Consider the following 14,242-nt stretch of genomic DNA (forward strand, 5'->3'; position numbering starts at 1 on the left):
AACAAAAATGAAACCGGTTTCAGAGGTAGGCAACATGACTAGATCACCCGTTTCCATCAGCCTGTCCAGCTACGGCGCGGACCTGGCGCGCCAGCACGGCCAGGGGTACTTCATCCCCCTGGTGGCCGCCGCCGGGGCGTCCTGCATCGAATGGCGCGAAGAACTGTTGAGCGGCGAGAACCCCGCCGAGCTGGCCCAAAGCGCCCGTGAACACGGGCTGGACAGCGTGTATTCCTCGCCCCTGGAACTGTGGCAACCCGGGCGCTGCGAACCGGCCCCGGAACTGTCCGCCACTTTGCAGCGGGCCCGGGAGTTCGGCGCCCGGCAGCTCAAGGTGTCCCTTGGTCACTTCAACGAACACCACGACCTGCGCTGCCTGGCCAGCCTGCTGTTCCGCCAGCCGCTGCAGCTATTGGTAGAGAACGACCAGACCACCCATGGCGGGCGTATCGAGCCGTTCCAGCGTTTCTTCAGCGCCGTGGAAGCCCTCAACCTGCCGCTGCGCATGACCTTCGACATCGGTAACTGGCAGTGGCAGGGGCAATCGGCGGTCAACGCCGCGCGAGTGCTGGGCCGGCATGTCGGCTACGTGCACTGCAAGGCGGTACGCCAGCGGGTGGACGGCAAGTTGGTGGCGATACCGCCCGGCAGCCCGGAACTGCATCAGTGGGAACAACTGCTGCGGCACATGACCCAAGGTATTACCCGGGCCGTGGAATACCCGCTGCAAGGCGACGACCTGGTGCAGGTGACTGCCGGGCAGGTCGAATTGTTGGCCCGCCTGGGCCAGTCGCGACTGGAGAACGCCAATGCCTGAGATCGATATCCTGTCTTTCGGCGAGACCATGGCCATGTTCGTCGCCGAACACAGCGGCGACCTGGCCCAGGTCGAGCACTTCCACAAACGTATCGCCGGAGCCGACAGCAACGTGGCCATCGGCCTGTCGCGCCTGGGCTTCAAGGTCGCCTGGCTGAGCCGGGTCGGCAACGACTCCCTGGGGCGCTTCGTGCTCGACACCCTCAAGGCCGAGGGCCTGGACTGCCGCTTCGTGCGTTGCGACCCGCTGCACCCCACCGGCTTCCAGCTCAAGTCCCGGGAAGACAACGGCAATGACCCCAAGGTGGAATATTTCCGCCGTGGCTCAGCGGCCAGCCACTTGGGCATCAGTGACGTCGCGCCGCCGCTGCTGCAGGCCCGGCACCTGCATGCCACGGGCATTCCCGCAGCGTTGTCGGAGTCGGCCCGGGAACTCACCACATACCTGATGCGGACCCAGCGCACCACCGGGCGCAGCGTGTCCTTCGATCCCAACCTGCGCCCCGCACTATGGCCCAGCGAGAGCGTGATGATCCGTGAGATCAACCGCCTGGCGGCCCTGGCCCATTGGGTGCTGCCGGGCCTGGGCGAAGGCCGGCTGCTGACCGGCCACGAGGACCCGGCGGACATCGCCGCCTTCTACCTGGACCAGGGTGCCGAGGCGGTGGTGATCAAGCTCGGTGCCCATGGCGCCTACTACCGCACCCACCAGGATGCCGGCTTCGTCGAGGGCGTACCGGTGCCCCAGGTGGTGGACACCGTGGGTGCCGGCGACGCTTTCGCCGTCGGCCTGGTCAGCGCCCTGCTGGAAAGCTGCGGCATGGCCGAGGCCGTGCAGCGGGCCAACTGGACCGGCAGCCGCGCAGTACAGAGCCGGGGCGACATGGAGGGCCTGCCTTATCGCCATGAGTTGCCCACGGAGCCGCCGTGCCTCAAGGCGGCGCTGTAGCGGCTGGCCAAACGCCCCAAGAACCACCTGTTGCGACAAAAACAACAAGCTCAGGAGAACGCCCATGGATACGCTCAAACTCGCCGCCCGCCGCTGGTGGTACATCATGCCCATCGTCTTCATCACCTACAGCCTGGCCTACCTGGACCGCGCCAACTACGGTTTCGCCGCCGCCTCGGGCATGGCCGCCGACCTGAACATCACCCCGGGCCTGTCGTCGCTGTTGGGCGCCCTGTTTTTCCTCGGTTACTTCTTCTTCCAGGTGCCCGGGGCGATCTATGCGCAAAAGCGCAGCGTGAAGAAGCTGATCTTCGTCAGCCTGATCCTCTGGGGCGGCCTGGCCACGCTCACCGGCATTGTCGCCAACGCCTACACGCTGATCGCCATCCGCTTCATGCTCGGCGTGGTGGAAGCCGCGGTGATGCCGGCAATGCTGGTGTATTTGTGCCATTGGTTCACCCGGGCCGAACGCTCGCGGGCCAATACCTTCCTGATCCTCGGCAACCCGGTGACCATGCTGTGGATGTCGGTGGTCTCGGGCTACCTGGTGGAGCACTTCAGCTGGCGCTGGATGTTCATCATCGAAGGCCTGCCGGCAGTGCTCTGGGCCTTTATCTGGTGGCGCCTGGCCGATGACCGGCCGAGCCAGGCCAAATGGCTGGGCGAGCAGGAAAAACAAGACCTGGAAAACGCCCTGGCCGCCGAGCAGCAAGGCATCAAGGCGGTGAAGAACTACGCCGAGGCGTTCCGCTCGCCCAAGGTGATCCTCCTGGCCCTGCAGTTCTTCTGCTGGAGCATCGGCGTCTACGGGTTCGTGCTCTGGTTGCCATCGATCCTCAAGCAAGGCGCGCAGATGGACATGGTCGAGGCCGGTTGGCTCTCGGCCCTGCCCTACCTGGCGGCGGTGATCGCCATGCTCGCGGTGTCCTGGGGCTCGGACCGGACCCAGAAGCGCAAGCGCTTCGTCTGGCCACCGCTGCTGGTGGCCGCCTTCGCCTTCTACGGCTCGTACCTGCTGGGGGCGGAGCACTTCTGGTGGTCCTACGCCCTGCTGGTGCTCGCCGGGGCCTGCATGTACGCGCCCTACGGGCCGTTCTTCGCCATCGTCCCGGAAATCCTGCCGGCCAACGTCGCCGGTGGCGCCATGGCGCTGATCAACAGCATGGGCGCCCTGGGTTCGTTCGGCGGCTCCTACCTGGTGGGCTACCTGAACAGCGCCACCGGTTCGCCGGCGGCCTCCTACCTGCTGATGAGCGGCGCGCTGCTGCTCTCGGTGCTGCTCACCCTGTTGCTCAAGCCCGGCGCCAGCACGCCGCAGGCCAAACCCCTGGCGCTGCGCCGGCGCCTGGCCCATTCCTGAATCGCCACAGAGACTTCCATGAAAAAACACCTGCTGCTGTACAAGAAACTCTCACCGTCGCTGATGGCACGCCTGCAGGAACAGGTGGCGGTCACCCTGATCGAAAACCTCGACGATACCGGCCTGGAGCGCTTGCGCCAGGCCCTGCCCGAGGCCCATGGCCTACTGGGCGCAAGCCTGCGCCTGGATGCGGCATTGCTGGATCGGGCGCCACGGCTGGAGGCGGTGGCCAGCGTCTCGGTGGGGGTCGACAACTACGATATCGACTACCTGACCCGGCGCGGCATCCTCCTGAGCAACACCCCCGACGTGCTCACCGAGACCACCGCCGACACCGGCTTTGCGTTGATCCTGGCCAGTGCCCGGCGCGTGGTGGAGCTGGCCGGCATGGTTCGCGCCGGGCAGTGGAACCGTAATATCGGCCCGGCGCATTTTGGCAGCGACGTACACGGCAAGACCCTGGGCATCATCGGCATGGGCCGTATCGGCGAGGCCCTGGCCCAGCGTGGGCACTTCGGCTTCGGCATGCCGGTGATCTACCACAGCAACCACCCCAAGCCTGCGGTGGAGCAACGCTTCGGGGCCCGCTATCGCAGCCTCGGGCAACTGCTGCAAGAAGCCGACTTCATCTGCCTGACCCTGCCCCTGACCCCGCAAACCCAAGGCCTGATCGGCGCCCGGGAGTTCGCCCTGATGCGCCCCGAAAGCATCTTCATCAATATTTCCCGGGGCAAGGTAGTGGACGAGGCGGCGCTGATCCAGGCGCTGCAGGAGCGGCGCATCCGTGGCGCAGGCCTGGACGTGTTCGAGCGCGAGCCGCTGGACCACCATTCGCCGCTGCTGCAACTGTCCAACGTGGTCGCCACCCCGCACATCGGCTCGGCCACCTTCGAAACCCGCGAGGCCATGGCCCGCTGCGCGGTGGACAACATCCTCGCGGCGCTCGCAGGCCAGCGTCCGCCGAACCTGGTCAACCCGGCGGCCTGGAACCGCCCATGACCCGGTGCCTGGTAGCCGCAGTCGAACCTGCCAAGTGGCGGCCGCTATGCGCCCGTTCGGCAGCGGCTACACCCGTGCGCCATCTTTAAGGCGAGGCTGTGACAAGGCCCTCGGGGCACATTGGCCACGTCACAGCAGCGAGGCGGTGAAACGGGTAATGCGCCGACAGGCCTCGGCCAGGCGTTCACAATCCACCACCAGCGCGATACGGATATGCCCGACCACACTGGGGCCAAAGGCATCGCCAGCCAGCACTGAAACACCCTGGCCCTCCAGCAGGCCTTCGGCATAGGCCTGGGCCCCCAGGCCCGTCTTGCGGATATCGACCATGACGAACATGCCGCCGTCGGGCCGCACCGGATGCAACCCGGGGCACTGCTCCAGCATGGCGCACACCAGGTCCCGGCGTCGGCGATACTCCTCACGCATGCTCACCAGTTCCGGCAAGTCGCTGGACAACGCCACCACCGCGGCATTCTGGATGAAATCCGGCAAGCCATAGAGCATGCACAGGGCCAGGTTGCCCAGGTGCCCGGCCAGCACCGTGGGGGCTATGACCCAGCCGATCCGCCAGCCGCTCATGGCATGGGACTTGGACAGGCTGTTGATGGTCGCCGTGCGCTCGCCCATCCGTGGCAGGCTGGCCGGGCTCAGGTGCTGCCCCTCGTACAACAGGTCGCTGTAGACCTCATCGGAAATCAGCCACAGGTCGTGCTTAAGGCACAAGCGCGCCAGGGCCTGCCAATCATCCAGGGACAGGCTGGCACCCGAGGGATTGTTCGGGCTGTTGAGCAGCATCGCGCGGGTGTTCGGGCCGATCCGCGCCGCAACGTCCTGCGGGTCGACGCAAAAGCCCCGCTCGGCCCGCACCGGTACCGGCACCACCGTGGCCCCGCATGCACCAATCACCCCTTCGTAGGTGACGTACATGGGTTCGGCCACCAGCACTTCGTCCCCCGGCCCCAGCAGGCACTGGGCGACCGAGAACACCGCGCATTGCGCTCCTGGCAGCACCACCACATGTTCGGCATCGACCACCTGGCCGCTGCGTTGGTGATGGCAGCGGGCGATGCAGCTGCGCAGCGCCAGGTTGCCGCGTACCTCCGAGTAGTGCGTATCACCGGCCAACAGGCTATCGATGGCCGCCTGGACCACCGGCCCCGGGGTATCGAAATCCGGGTCGCCAATGGTCAGCAGCAGTACGTCACGCCCTTGATCGCGCAGGACCAGGGCCCGGTAGTGGATATTCCAGGCCGCAGAGCCTTCGCCGGCGATCCGTTGGGTCAGGGCTGAGTAGCGCATGGCTTTCTCCTTGAAAGACGCCTCAGCCCAAACCCTAGGTGCTGTAACCGGACTCGTCGAGCGGCCCGGTGCAGGTCAAACCACGAAACGCGCGACCATGGCGTTGAGGTCCACCGCCAGGCGCGACAGCTCATGGCTGGCGGCGCTGGTCTGCTGGGCCCCGGCCGTCGACTGGGTGGCCAGGTCGCGGATGTTCACCAGGTTGCGATCCACCTCGCGTGATACCTGGGCCTGCTCCTCCGAGGCGCTGGCGATCACCAGGTTGCGTTCGTTGATCTGATTGATGGACTCGGCAATCTGTTCCAAGGCCTCACCGGCGGCGCGGGCCAGCTCCAGGGTGCTCTGGCTGCGCTGGTTGCTCTGCTGCATGGACTCCACGGCCTGGCCCGTACCGTTCTGGATCCCGGCCACCATTTTCTCGATTTCCTGGGTCGACTGGGCCGTGCGATGGGCCAGGGCCCGTACCTCATCGGCCACCACGGCAAAACCACGCCCGGCCTCGCCGGCCCGGGCGGCTTCGATTGCAGCGTTCAATGCCAGCAGGTTGGTCTGCTCGGCAATCGCACGGATCACATCCAGCACCTTGCCGATGTCCCGCCCCTGGGTCGCCAGGCCCTCGATCATCACCGAAGTGCTCTGTACGTCATGGGCCATGGTCTGGATCGCATCGACGGTCTGCACCACCCGATCGCGACCGTCACGGGCGGCCTGGGTCGATTGTTGCGAAGCCTCGGAAGTGGACACCGCGTTGCGCGCCACCTCCTCCACTGCGGCCGTCATCTCATTGACCGCCGTGGCGGCCTGCTCGATCTCGGAGTTTTGCTGCTGCACTCCGCGGGAAGCTTCCTCGGTGACCGCACTGAGTTGTTCCGAGGCCGACGCCAGCTGGGTCGCCGAACCGGCGATCTGCTCAATGGTGCGGCGCAGGCTGGCCTGCATTTCGGCCAATGCCCGCAGCAGCCGCGCCGGTTCGTCCCGGCCATCGATCTCGATGCTCTGGCGCAGGTTGCCACCAGCGATCACTTCGGCGACGTTCAGGGCCTTGTTCAACGGGGTGACGATGCTGCGGGTCAGCAGCAGCGCCAGGACAATGGTCAATGCCGCGGCGATCAGCGCCACCACGACGATCCCGGCGATCGCACTGCTGTAATGCTCACCGGCGGCCTTGGAGGCGGCAGTGGCATCGGCAGCGTTGATGGCGATCAGTTGGTTCAGTTGCTCGCCCATCTGGTCGGTGCCGTCCTTGATCCGGGTGTTGATCAACTGGCGCATCTCATCGAGCTTGTCCTGGCGCGACAGCTCGAGCATCTCCTTCTGTGCCTGCAGGTAGTTCTCCAGGGTGGTGGAGAAGGTCTTGTACAACGCCGCCTCCTGGGGCCCTGCCGGCAGCGCAGCGTAGCTGGCCTGGGCCTGGCGCACCTTGTCCACCAGCACGCCGATGCGCGTCTGGGCTTCGGCCAGGCCCGCCGGCTCACGGTTGACCAACACCCGGAACGAGAGGATCCGCAGGCGCAGGACGTTCTCCGTCAGGTTGCCGAGGAAACCGACGCTGGGTAGCTGGTTGCTCTCCATGTCGACCGACGCTTCGCGGATGATCGACATGCGATTGACCGCAAACACCCCCAGCACGACGACCAGCAGGGCGATAAAGGCAAAACCGAGGAAAGCTCGAGGGGCGATATTCAGGTTACGCAGGGTCATAGGGCGACTCTCGAAGGAGAACGGGGTGATGTGCATCCATGCCATTGGACCACCGGTGCATCAGGGGCTGTACCGGCGAGGAACACTGCGGCGCCAACGTCCGTGGGCCTATTGTGGATATCGGCCGGAGTTGCGCTTTCATCTGGCTGATTTGCAAAAAAAATCCTGAAAATGACCCACGATTCAGGACGACAACGACATAACGTGAAGTGAATCGATAAAGCACCGACGACCCGTCCAGGTGCAGGCCAAAAAACGCTGCTCAAGCGTTTTTGCCCCGGTTCGCGGCAGTTCCCGGCAACCCCATGGAAAGTGCAAGCCGTTCACCGAAAAAGCCATTTATCCCCTACCCGCCGCTGCCCATCATGGTCCCGGTCAATAAAAACAACGCCGAGACTGGATATGAAACCCGAAGACTTTCGTGCCTCCCCCGATCGCCCACTGACCGGTGCCGAATACCTGGCCAGCCTGCGCGACGACCGTGAAATCTATATCTATGGCGACCGGGTGAAGGACGTCACCACCCACCCGGCCTTTCGCAACTCGGCCGCGTCCATGGCCCGCCTGTACGATGCCCTGCACGACCCGGCCACCCACGAGCAACTGTGCTGGCCCACCGACACCGGCAATGGTGGCTATACCCACAAGTTCTTCCGTTCGGCCAGGAGCTCCGACGAGTTGCGCCAGCAGCGCGACGCCATCGCCGACTGGTCGCGCCTGACCTACGGCTGGATGGGCCGCAGCCCCGACTACAAGGCGGCCTTCGGCAGCGTGCTGGGGGCCAACGCCGAGTTCTACGGGCCCTTCGCCGACAACGCGCGGACCTGGTACAAGCGCATCCAGGAGGCCTGCCTCTACCTCAACCACGCCATCGTCAACCCGCCCATCGACCGCGACAAACCGGTGGACCAGGTCAAGGATGTGTTCATCTCGGTGGACGAGGAAGTCGAAGGCGGGATCATCGTCAGCGGCGCCAAGGTGGTGGCCACCAACTCGGCGCTGACCCACTACAACTTCGTCGGCCAGGGCTCGGCCCAGTTGCTGGGGGACAACACCGATTTCGCCCTGATGTTCATCGCGCCGATGAACACCCGGGGTATGAAGCTGATCTGCCGCCCCTCCTACGAACTCCAGGCCGGCATGAGCGGTTCGCCCTTCGACTACCCGCTGTCCAGCCGCTTCGACGAGAACGACGCGATCCTGATCATGGACAAGGTGTTCATCCCCTGGGAGAACGTGCTGATCTACCGCGACTTCGAGCGTTGCCGACAGTGGTTCCCCCAGGGCGGCTTCGGCCGGTTGTTCCCGATGCAGGGCTGTACCCGGCTGGCGGTCAAGCTGGACTTCATCAGTGGCCTGCTGGTCAAGGCCCTGCAATGCACCGGTGCCCTGGAGTTTCGCGGGGTCCAGGCCCAGGTCGGCGAGGTGGTGGCCTGGCGCAACCTGTTCTGGTCCCTGACCGACGCCATGCACGGCAATGCCAGCGAGTGGCAAAACGGCGTCTACCTGCCCAGCGCCCAGGCCCTGCAGGCCTATCGGGTGCTGGCGCCCCAGGCCTATACCGAGATCAAGAAGATCATCGAGCAGGTGGTGGCCAGCGGCCTGATCTACCTGCCCTCCGGTTCCCGGGACCTCAAGGACCCCGTGCTCAACCAGTACCTGGGCACCTATTGCCGCGGTTCGGGAGGCATGGGCCACGAGGAGCGGATCAAGATCCTCAAGCTGTTGTGGGATGCCATCGGCACCGAGTTCGGCGGCCGCCACGAGCTGTACGAGATCAACTACGCCGGCAGCCAGGACGAGATCCGCATGCAGTGCCTGCGCCACGCCCAGGCCAGCGGCTCGATGCAAGCCATGACCGCCCTGGTGGATCGCTGCCTGGCCGATTACGACCTCGACGGCTGGACCGTGCCGCACCTGACCAACCCCGACGACATCAACATGCTCGATCGCATCCGCCAGTAGTCGTGCGCAGCGAGGGCCACATGCCTCGCCACCCAGGCCTTCGGAGAACCCTCATGTCCATACTCGACCCCAAGCAACTCGCCTTTCGCAACGCCATGGCGCACATGACCGCGGCGGTCAACGTCATCACCAGCAATGGCCCGGCCGGCCGTTGCGGCATCACCGCCACGGCGGTGTGCTCGATCACCGACAGCCCGCCGACGCTGATGGTCTGCGTCAACCGCAACAGCGCCCTGAACCCGGTGTTCAAGGGCAATGGCCGGCTGTGCGTGAACATCCTCAGCGGCGCCCATGAAGACCTGGCCCGGCACTTCGCCGGCATGACCGGCGTGGCCATGGACCAGCGCTTCGGCCTGCACCCCTGGCGCGACGGCCTGCAGGCCCTGCCGGTGCTGGAGGATGCCCTGGCCAGCCTGCAGGGACGGATCACCGAGGTCCAGGAAATCGGCACCCACTCGCTGATGCTGGTGGAGCTGGACGAGATCTGCGTGCAGGAACGCGGCGATTCGCTGGTGTACTTCAGCCGCAGCTTCCACCGCCTGCCCCGGCCCTGCCAGGCCGCCTGAACTCGGCCCTCCCGGCCTGGACCTCATGCCGCCTCCTGCATCTGTAGGATGGCGGCCAGAGGTCCAGGCGCCGATACTCGACCCAGGCCCTGCCCACGCCTGCCCTGGCGTACCGGCCATCGATCCTTCAGTGACGAAAACAATAACAACGTCGCCCCGAGGTACCGTGCCATGAGTCGATCCCAGCCCCCTGCGCCCGGCCGCTTGCAGGCCTTCAGCGAACTGGTCCTGGCCTTGCAGCAACTGGCCCAGAACAAGGACATCGAGCACCTGCACCCGCACGCCCTGGCCCGCATCGCCAGGTTGCTGCCCTTCGACAGCGCCTGGTGGGGCCGCTCGGCCCTGGTAAACGGCGTGCCGGACGAACACAGCTGCTACCTGTACCGCCTGCCTCCCAGCTACCTGCCGGACTGGCAATCGATCCGCCATGTCGATGTCACCGTGAGCCGGGTGCACCAGGTCCCGGGCCGCTCGGTGATCGTCGATATGGCCGCCCCGGAGAACGGCGCCGGCCTGAACTGGCTGGGGCGCCTGTACAACATCGGCGAGCTGTTGTGCGTGGTACACATCGACCCCCATACCCACCTGAGCAGCCACCTGGCCCTGTACCGCCAACCCGGCGCAGCGCGTTTCACCGCGCACGACCGCGAGCTGCTGGACAACCTGATGCTGCACCTGGTGGCGGCGGTCTCGGCCAACCAGATCCGCACCCTGGTGGCCACCCGCGAGCAACTCACCCGGCCGCGCAACCTGGCCCTGGCGGTCTGCGACCAGCGCGGCGTGCTGCACTGCGCCGAAAATGGCTTCATCGAGCTGCTGCTCAACGAATGGCCGCACTGGAGCGGCCCGCAGCTGCCGCAACCCTTGGAGCTGGGCAACTACGAAGGCAAGTGCCTGCACGTGGAGTCCCAGGCGGTGGGCGACCTGTTCCTGCTGGCGGCTCGCAGTCGCACCTTGCTGCCCCAGCTCAGCCCCCGGGAAAACGAGGTCGCGCAAAGCTTCGGCGACGGCAAGACCTACAAGGAAGTGGCGCGCGACCTGGGCATGTCGCCCAACACCGTGCGCCATCACATCCGCGCCATCTACAGCAAGCTCGGGGTCAAGGACAAGGCGCGCATCGCCCAGCTGCTGCACGCCCCGCCCGACTGACCCTCGTCGCGCCTTCCCACGCTGATTCGCGCCGTTACCCGTGACGGCCACGGGCAGCCTTTGCCCTGTTTCCAGCCCCTGCCGCCTGCCGGCAAGCCCTGCGCCGAACAACAACGCCAACAAGAGACGCATCGCCCATGACCAGGAACCTTATCCGTACCGCGCTTGCCGTGGCCAGCACCCTGGCCAGCCTGTCGCCCCAGGCCGCCGATCTCAACGCCCGGGACTTCTTCGCCGCCCCGGTGGGCACCAGCCTCGGCGTGCTGTACCTGCCCGCCACCCGCGCCGACAGCTTCCATGGCCCGGCCGACACCACCGGCAAGGCCAACCTGCGGGTCAATGCCATGGCCTACCGCCAGGTGTTCTTCAGCGACCTGTGCGGCACCCTGTGCACGCCGCAGTTCATCGTGCCCTTCGTCGACACCGATGCGCGCCTGCCGGGCGCCGCGGGCCGTAGTCGCCAGAGCGGTTTCGGCGACCCCCAGGTGGGCGGCACGCTGTTCTTCATCAACCAGCCGCAAAGTCGCACCTACAGCGGCTTGCTGACCCTGATCACGCTGCCGGTGGGCGAGTACCACAGCCGCGAGCCCGGGGTCTCGCCAGGGGCCAACCGCTGGGGCGCGACCTTCGTCTACAACTACACCCAGGGCCTGGGCGAGAAGTGGGTCCTGGAGGCCAACCTCGAAGCCCAGTTCTACGCCACCAACGATGATTACCTGGGCAGCGACCTCAAGCAGGACCCGCTGTACCGCCTGCACGCCTTCGCCTCCTACGACTTCACGCCCAGCACCTACGGCGCCCTGCGGCTGATCCAGGCCGATGGCGGCGAACTGCGCATCAACGATCGGCGCATCGACGACACCCACCGGCGCTACACCCAGGTCGGATTCGAGCTGGGCCACCAGCTGGACTCACGCAACCAACTGATGTTCAGCCTGTCGCGCAACGTCGCCACCGACAACGGTTTCGCCGGCACCGACGCCCTGTTGCGCCTGGTCCACGTGTTCTGACCCCCGCCCGAGGAAGACCGTCCATGCATAGTCACACCCCTGCCCTGAGCGACACCGCGCCATCGACCCGCCAACCCCTGGGGCTCCTGGCGGCGATCGTGCTGTTCGCCGCCATCACCCCCGCGGTGCTGCTGATGGCCCCGGCCATCGCCGCGCAACTGGCCAGCCAGTGGCAACTGAGCCCAACCCAGATCGGCGACCTGTTCAGCGCCGAGCTGGGAGCCATGAGCCTGGCCACCCTGCCCGCCATCTGGTGGCTCAAGCACCTGGACTGGCGCCGCGCAGCCTTGTGCAGCGCCGTGCTGTTCATCGCCGCCAACCTGCTGTCGATGCTGGTCCATGACTATTGGCTGTTGCTGGTGGCGCGTTTTTGCAGCGCCCTGGCCGGCGGCTCGCTGATGATCATCTGCCTGGCCAGCGCCGCTGCCAGCCCCAACCCCAGTCGCGCCTACGGCTTCTGGGTGATGGGCCAGCTGGTGCTGGGGGCCATTGGCCTGAGCCTGCTACCGCTGCTGTTCGAGCACTTCGGCCTCGGCGCCTGCTACCTGATCCTGGCGCTGCTGATGGTGCTCTGCCTGCCCCTGGCCCGGTGCTTTCCCGTCGGCGCCGAACAGTCACTGGACGCCGCCACGCCAGCCCCACCGATCTCCTGGCTCAAGGCCGGCCTGGGCATCCTCGGCATCCTCACCTTCTACATCAGCCTGAGCGGGGTCTGGACCTTCATCGGCGCCATTGGCAGCCAGGCCGGGCTCTCGGCCCAGGCCAGCGGCGACATCCTGGCCATCGCCACCCTGATGGGCATCGTCGGCGCCCTGTGCGCCACCTTGTTCGGCGACCGCCTGCCCGGTAGCGGCCTGCTGTGGCTGGGCTACGGCCTGATGGCCGGCTCGGTGCTGGTGCTATACGGCCAACCGCAACTGGCGCGCTTCGCCCTGGCGGCCCTGGTGTTCAAGTTCACCTGGACCTTCATCTTGCCGCTGGTGTTGGCGCGCATGGCGCAGATGGATCGCAGCGGAAGGTTGATGAACGCCTCCAACCTGGTGATCAGCGTCGGCCTGGCCATCGGCCCGGCTCTGGCCGGACGCCTGATCCAAAGCAGCGGCGGCTTCCACAGCCTGTTGCTGGCCGGCGCCGCCCTCACCCTGCTGTCCCTGGCCCTGATCCTGGGCTGCCGCTCCTCTCGCTCGTAACCGTTTTCTTGAACGATGGATGTCACCATGACCTGCAAAACCGCGTTTTTCTTCGATGAACTGTGCCTGTGGCACAGCGCCAGCCCCCACAGCCTGACCCTGCCGGTAGGCGGTTGGGTGCAGCCACCGGCAGCCGCCGGACATGCCGAGTCGCCGGAAACCAAGCGCCGGCTGAAGAGCCTGATGGATGTCAGCGGGCTGACCCGGCAACTGCAACTGCGCAGCGCCGAACCGGCCAGCGACCAGGACCTGCTGCGGGTCCATGGCGCCGCCTACCTGCAGCGCTTCAAGGCCCTGAGCGATGCCGGTGGCGGCGACCTGGGCGACCAGGCGCCAGTCGGGCCCGGCAGCTATGAAATCGCCAAATTGTCTGCCGGGCTGGCCATCGCCGCGGTGGATGCGGTGCTCAGCGGCGAGGCTGACAACGCTTACGCCCTGTCCCGGCCACCGGGGCACCACTGCCTGGCCGACCAGGCCATGGGGTTCTGCTTCCTGGCCAACATCGCCATCGCCATCGAGGCGGCCAAGGCCCGCCACGGCTTGGGCAAGGTGGCGGTGATCGACTGGGACGTGCACCACGGCAACGGCACCCAGGCGATCTTCGAGGAGCGTGCCGACGTACTGACCCTGTCCCTGCACCAGGACGGCTGCTTCCCGGCCGGCTACGGCGGCGAGCAAGACCGCGGGCGCGGCCCGGGCCTGGGCTGCAACATCAACGTTCCGCTGCTGCCCGGCGGCGGGCACGACGCCTACCTGCAAGCCATGCAGCACATCGTGGTACCGGCGCTGGAGCGCTTCGCGCCGCAACTGATCATCGTCGCCTGCGGCTACGACGCCAACGCCGTGGACCCGCTGGCGCGGATGCTGTTGCACAGCGACTCGTTCCGCGAGATGACCCAGTGCCTGCGCGACGTCGCCGCGCGCCTGTGTGGCGGGCGCCTGGTGCTGGTGCATGAAGGCGGCTACTCCGAGGCCTATGTGCCGTTCTGTGGCCTGGCGACCCTGGAGGCACTGTCAGGCATCCGCACTGCGGTCACCGACCCGATGCTGGAGTTCGTGCGCCTGCAGCAGCCCAAGGAACCGGTGCTGGCCCTGCAACGCCAGCTGCTGGAGCGCCAGGCCCAGGCCCTGGAGGCCTTCATTCACTGAGCCCTGCGGCGCCCGGTCGCTCAAGGGCACCTCTAAAAACTACCTGCGTTGTCATCGCTGCGTTAAAAACCGGCTGGTGCGCCAG

General features: G+C 66.4%; 12 protein-coding genes. 10 read left to right on the plus strand and 2 right to left on the minus strand.

What is annotated here, in order from left to right; genetic code table 11:
- Positions 1–34 precede the first annotated feature (34 nt).
- The 4 genes from I9018_RS17735 (at position 35) to I9018_RS17750 (ending at position 4,125) form a co-directional block, all read left to right on the plus strand.
- A complete protein-coding gene (locus I9018_RS17735; RefSeq protein ID WP_241107030.1) occupies positions 35–817 on the plus strand; it encodes a TIM barrel protein in 783 nt (260 codons plus the stop codon).
- On the plus strand, positions 810–1,766 hold the full coding sequence (locus I9018_RS17740; protein ID WP_241107031.1) for a sugar kinase: 957 nt from the start codon (positions 810–812) through the stop codon (positions 1,764–1,766). Before I9018_RS17735 ends, I9018_RS17740 begins: the two co-directional genes overlap by 8 nt.
- Before the next feature lie 64 nt (positions 1,767–1,830).
- On the plus strand, positions 1,831–3,126 hold the full coding sequence (locus I9018_RS17745) for an MFS transporter (RefSeq protein ID WP_068588231.1): 1,296 nt from the start codon (positions 1,831–1,833) through the stop codon (positions 3,124–3,126).
- A gap of 18 nt (positions 3,127–3,144) precedes the next feature.
- Complete coding sequence (locus I9018_RS17750; protein ID WP_241107032.1) at positions 3,145–4,125, plus strand: D-glycerate dehydrogenase; 981 nt, start codon at positions 3,145–3,147, stop codon at positions 4,123–4,125.
- 129 nt (positions 4,126–4,254) lie between these two features.
- On the opposite strand, the gene I9018_RS17755 is transcribed toward I9018_RS17750, so the two are convergent.
- Positions 4,255–5,427 (minus strand): aminotransferase class I/II-fold pyridoxal phosphate-dependent enzyme, encoded by a 1,173-nt coding sequence (locus I9018_RS17755; RefSeq protein ID WP_068588227.1) that lies wholly within the window; start codon positions 5,425–5,427, stop codon positions 4,255–4,257.
- 75 nt (positions 5,428–5,502) lie between these two features.
- Positions 5,503–7,128 carry a methyl-accepting chemotaxis protein gene (locus tag I9018_RS17760; protein ID WP_068588224.1) on the minus strand — a complete coding sequence of 542 codons (1,626 nt, stop codon included), beginning with the start codon at positions 7,126–7,128 and terminating at the stop codon, positions 5,503–5,505.
- Between the two features lie 402 nt (positions 7,129–7,530).
- Between I9018_RS17760 and hpaB the strand changes: the two genes are divergently transcribed.
- The 6 genes from hpaB to I9018_RS17790 all read left to right on the plus strand — a co-directional run bounded on the left by hpaB (position 7,531) and on the right by I9018_RS17790 (position 14,157).
- Positions 7,531–9,093 carry a 4-hydroxyphenylacetate 3-monooxygenase, oxygenase component gene (gene hpaB, locus I9018_RS17765; RefSeq protein WP_241107033.1) on the plus strand — a complete coding sequence of 521 codons (1,563 nt, stop codon included), beginning with the start codon at positions 7,531–7,533 and terminating at the stop codon, positions 9,091–9,093.
- A gap of 53 nt (positions 9,094–9,146) precedes the next feature.
- Positions 9,147–9,659: a 4-hydroxyphenylacetate 3-monooxygenase, reductase component gene (hpaC, locus tag I9018_RS17770; protein WP_241107034.1), complete on the plus strand. Its 513-nt coding sequence runs from the start codon at positions 9,147–9,149 to the stop codon at positions 9,657–9,659.
- Between the two features lie 171 nt (positions 9,660–9,830).
- Positions 9,831–10,808, plus strand: a complete 978-nt coding sequence (locus I9018_RS17775) for a helix-turn-helix transcriptional regulator (RefSeq protein WP_241107035.1) — start codon at positions 9,831–9,833, stop codon at positions 10,806–10,808.
- A 137-nt stretch (positions 10,809–10,945) separates the two neighbouring features.
- Entirely contained in the window at positions 10,946–11,818 is an 873-nt protein-coding gene (locus I9018_RS17780) for a transporter (RefSeq protein WP_241107036.1), read from the plus strand.
- A 23-nt stretch (positions 11,819–11,841) separates the two neighbouring features.
- Positions 11,842–13,008, plus strand: a complete 1,167-nt coding sequence (locus I9018_RS17785; protein WP_241107037.1) for an MFS transporter — start codon at positions 11,842–11,844, stop codon at positions 13,006–13,008.
- Positions 13,009–13,035: 27 nt separating this feature from the next.
- Complete coding sequence (locus I9018_RS17790; RefSeq protein WP_241107038.1) at positions 13,036–14,157, plus strand: class II histone deacetylase; 1,122 nt, start codon at positions 13,036–13,038, stop codon at positions 14,155–14,157.
- Positions 14,158–14,242: the final 85 nt, after the last annotated feature.

It is taken from the genome of Pseudomonas sp. MPFS (assembly GCF_022537035.1).
In the GTDB taxonomy this organism is placed as follows: Bacteria; Pseudomonadota; Gammaproteobacteria; order Pseudomonadales; family Pseudomonadaceae; genus Aquipseudomonas; species Aquipseudomonas sessilinigenes.

Coding starts and splice junctions, on each gene's coding strand:
- I9018_RS17790 (WP_241107038.1), top strand. CDS start 13,036: ATGACCTGCAAAACCGCGTTTTTCTTCGATGAACTGTGCCTGTGGCAC.
- I9018_RS17760 (WP_068588224.1), bottom strand. CDS start 7,128: ATGACCCTGCGTAACCTGAATATCGCCCCTCGAGCTTTCCTCGGTTTT.
- I9018_RS17735 (WP_241107030.1), top strand. CDS start 35: ATGACTAGATCACCCGTTTCCATCAGCCTGTCCAGCTACGGCGCGGAC.
- hpaB (WP_241107033.1), top strand. CDS start 7,531: ATGAAACCCGAAGACTTTCGTGCCTCCCCCGATCGCCCACTGACCGGT.
- I9018_RS17740 (WP_241107031.1), top strand. CDS start 810: ATGCCTGAGATCGATATCCTGTCTTTCGGCGAGACCATGGCCATGTTC.
- I9018_RS17750 (WP_241107032.1), top strand. CDS start 3,145: ATGAAAAAACACCTGCTGCTGTACAAGAAACTCTCACCGTCGCTGATG.
- I9018_RS17780 (WP_241107036.1), top strand. CDS start 10,946: ATGACCAGGAACCTTATCCGTACCGCGCTTGCCGTGGCCAGCACCCTG.
- I9018_RS17755 (WP_068588227.1), bottom strand. CDS start 5,427: ATGCGCTACTCAGCCCTGACCCAACGGATCGCCGGCGAAGGCTCTGCG.
- I9018_RS17775 (WP_241107035.1), top strand. CDS start 9,831: ATGAGTCGATCCCAGCCCCCTGCGCCCGGCCGCTTGCAGGCCTTCAGC.
- hpaC (WP_241107034.1), top strand. CDS start 9,147: ATGTCCATACTCGACCCCAAGCAACTCGCCTTTCGCAACGCCATGGCG.
- I9018_RS17745 (WP_068588231.1), top strand. CDS start 1,831: ATGGATACGCTCAAACTCGCCGCCCGCCGCTGGTGGTACATCATGCCC.
- I9018_RS17785 (WP_241107037.1), top strand. CDS start 11,842: ATGCATAGTCACACCCCTGCCCTGAGCGACACCGCGCCATCGACCCGC.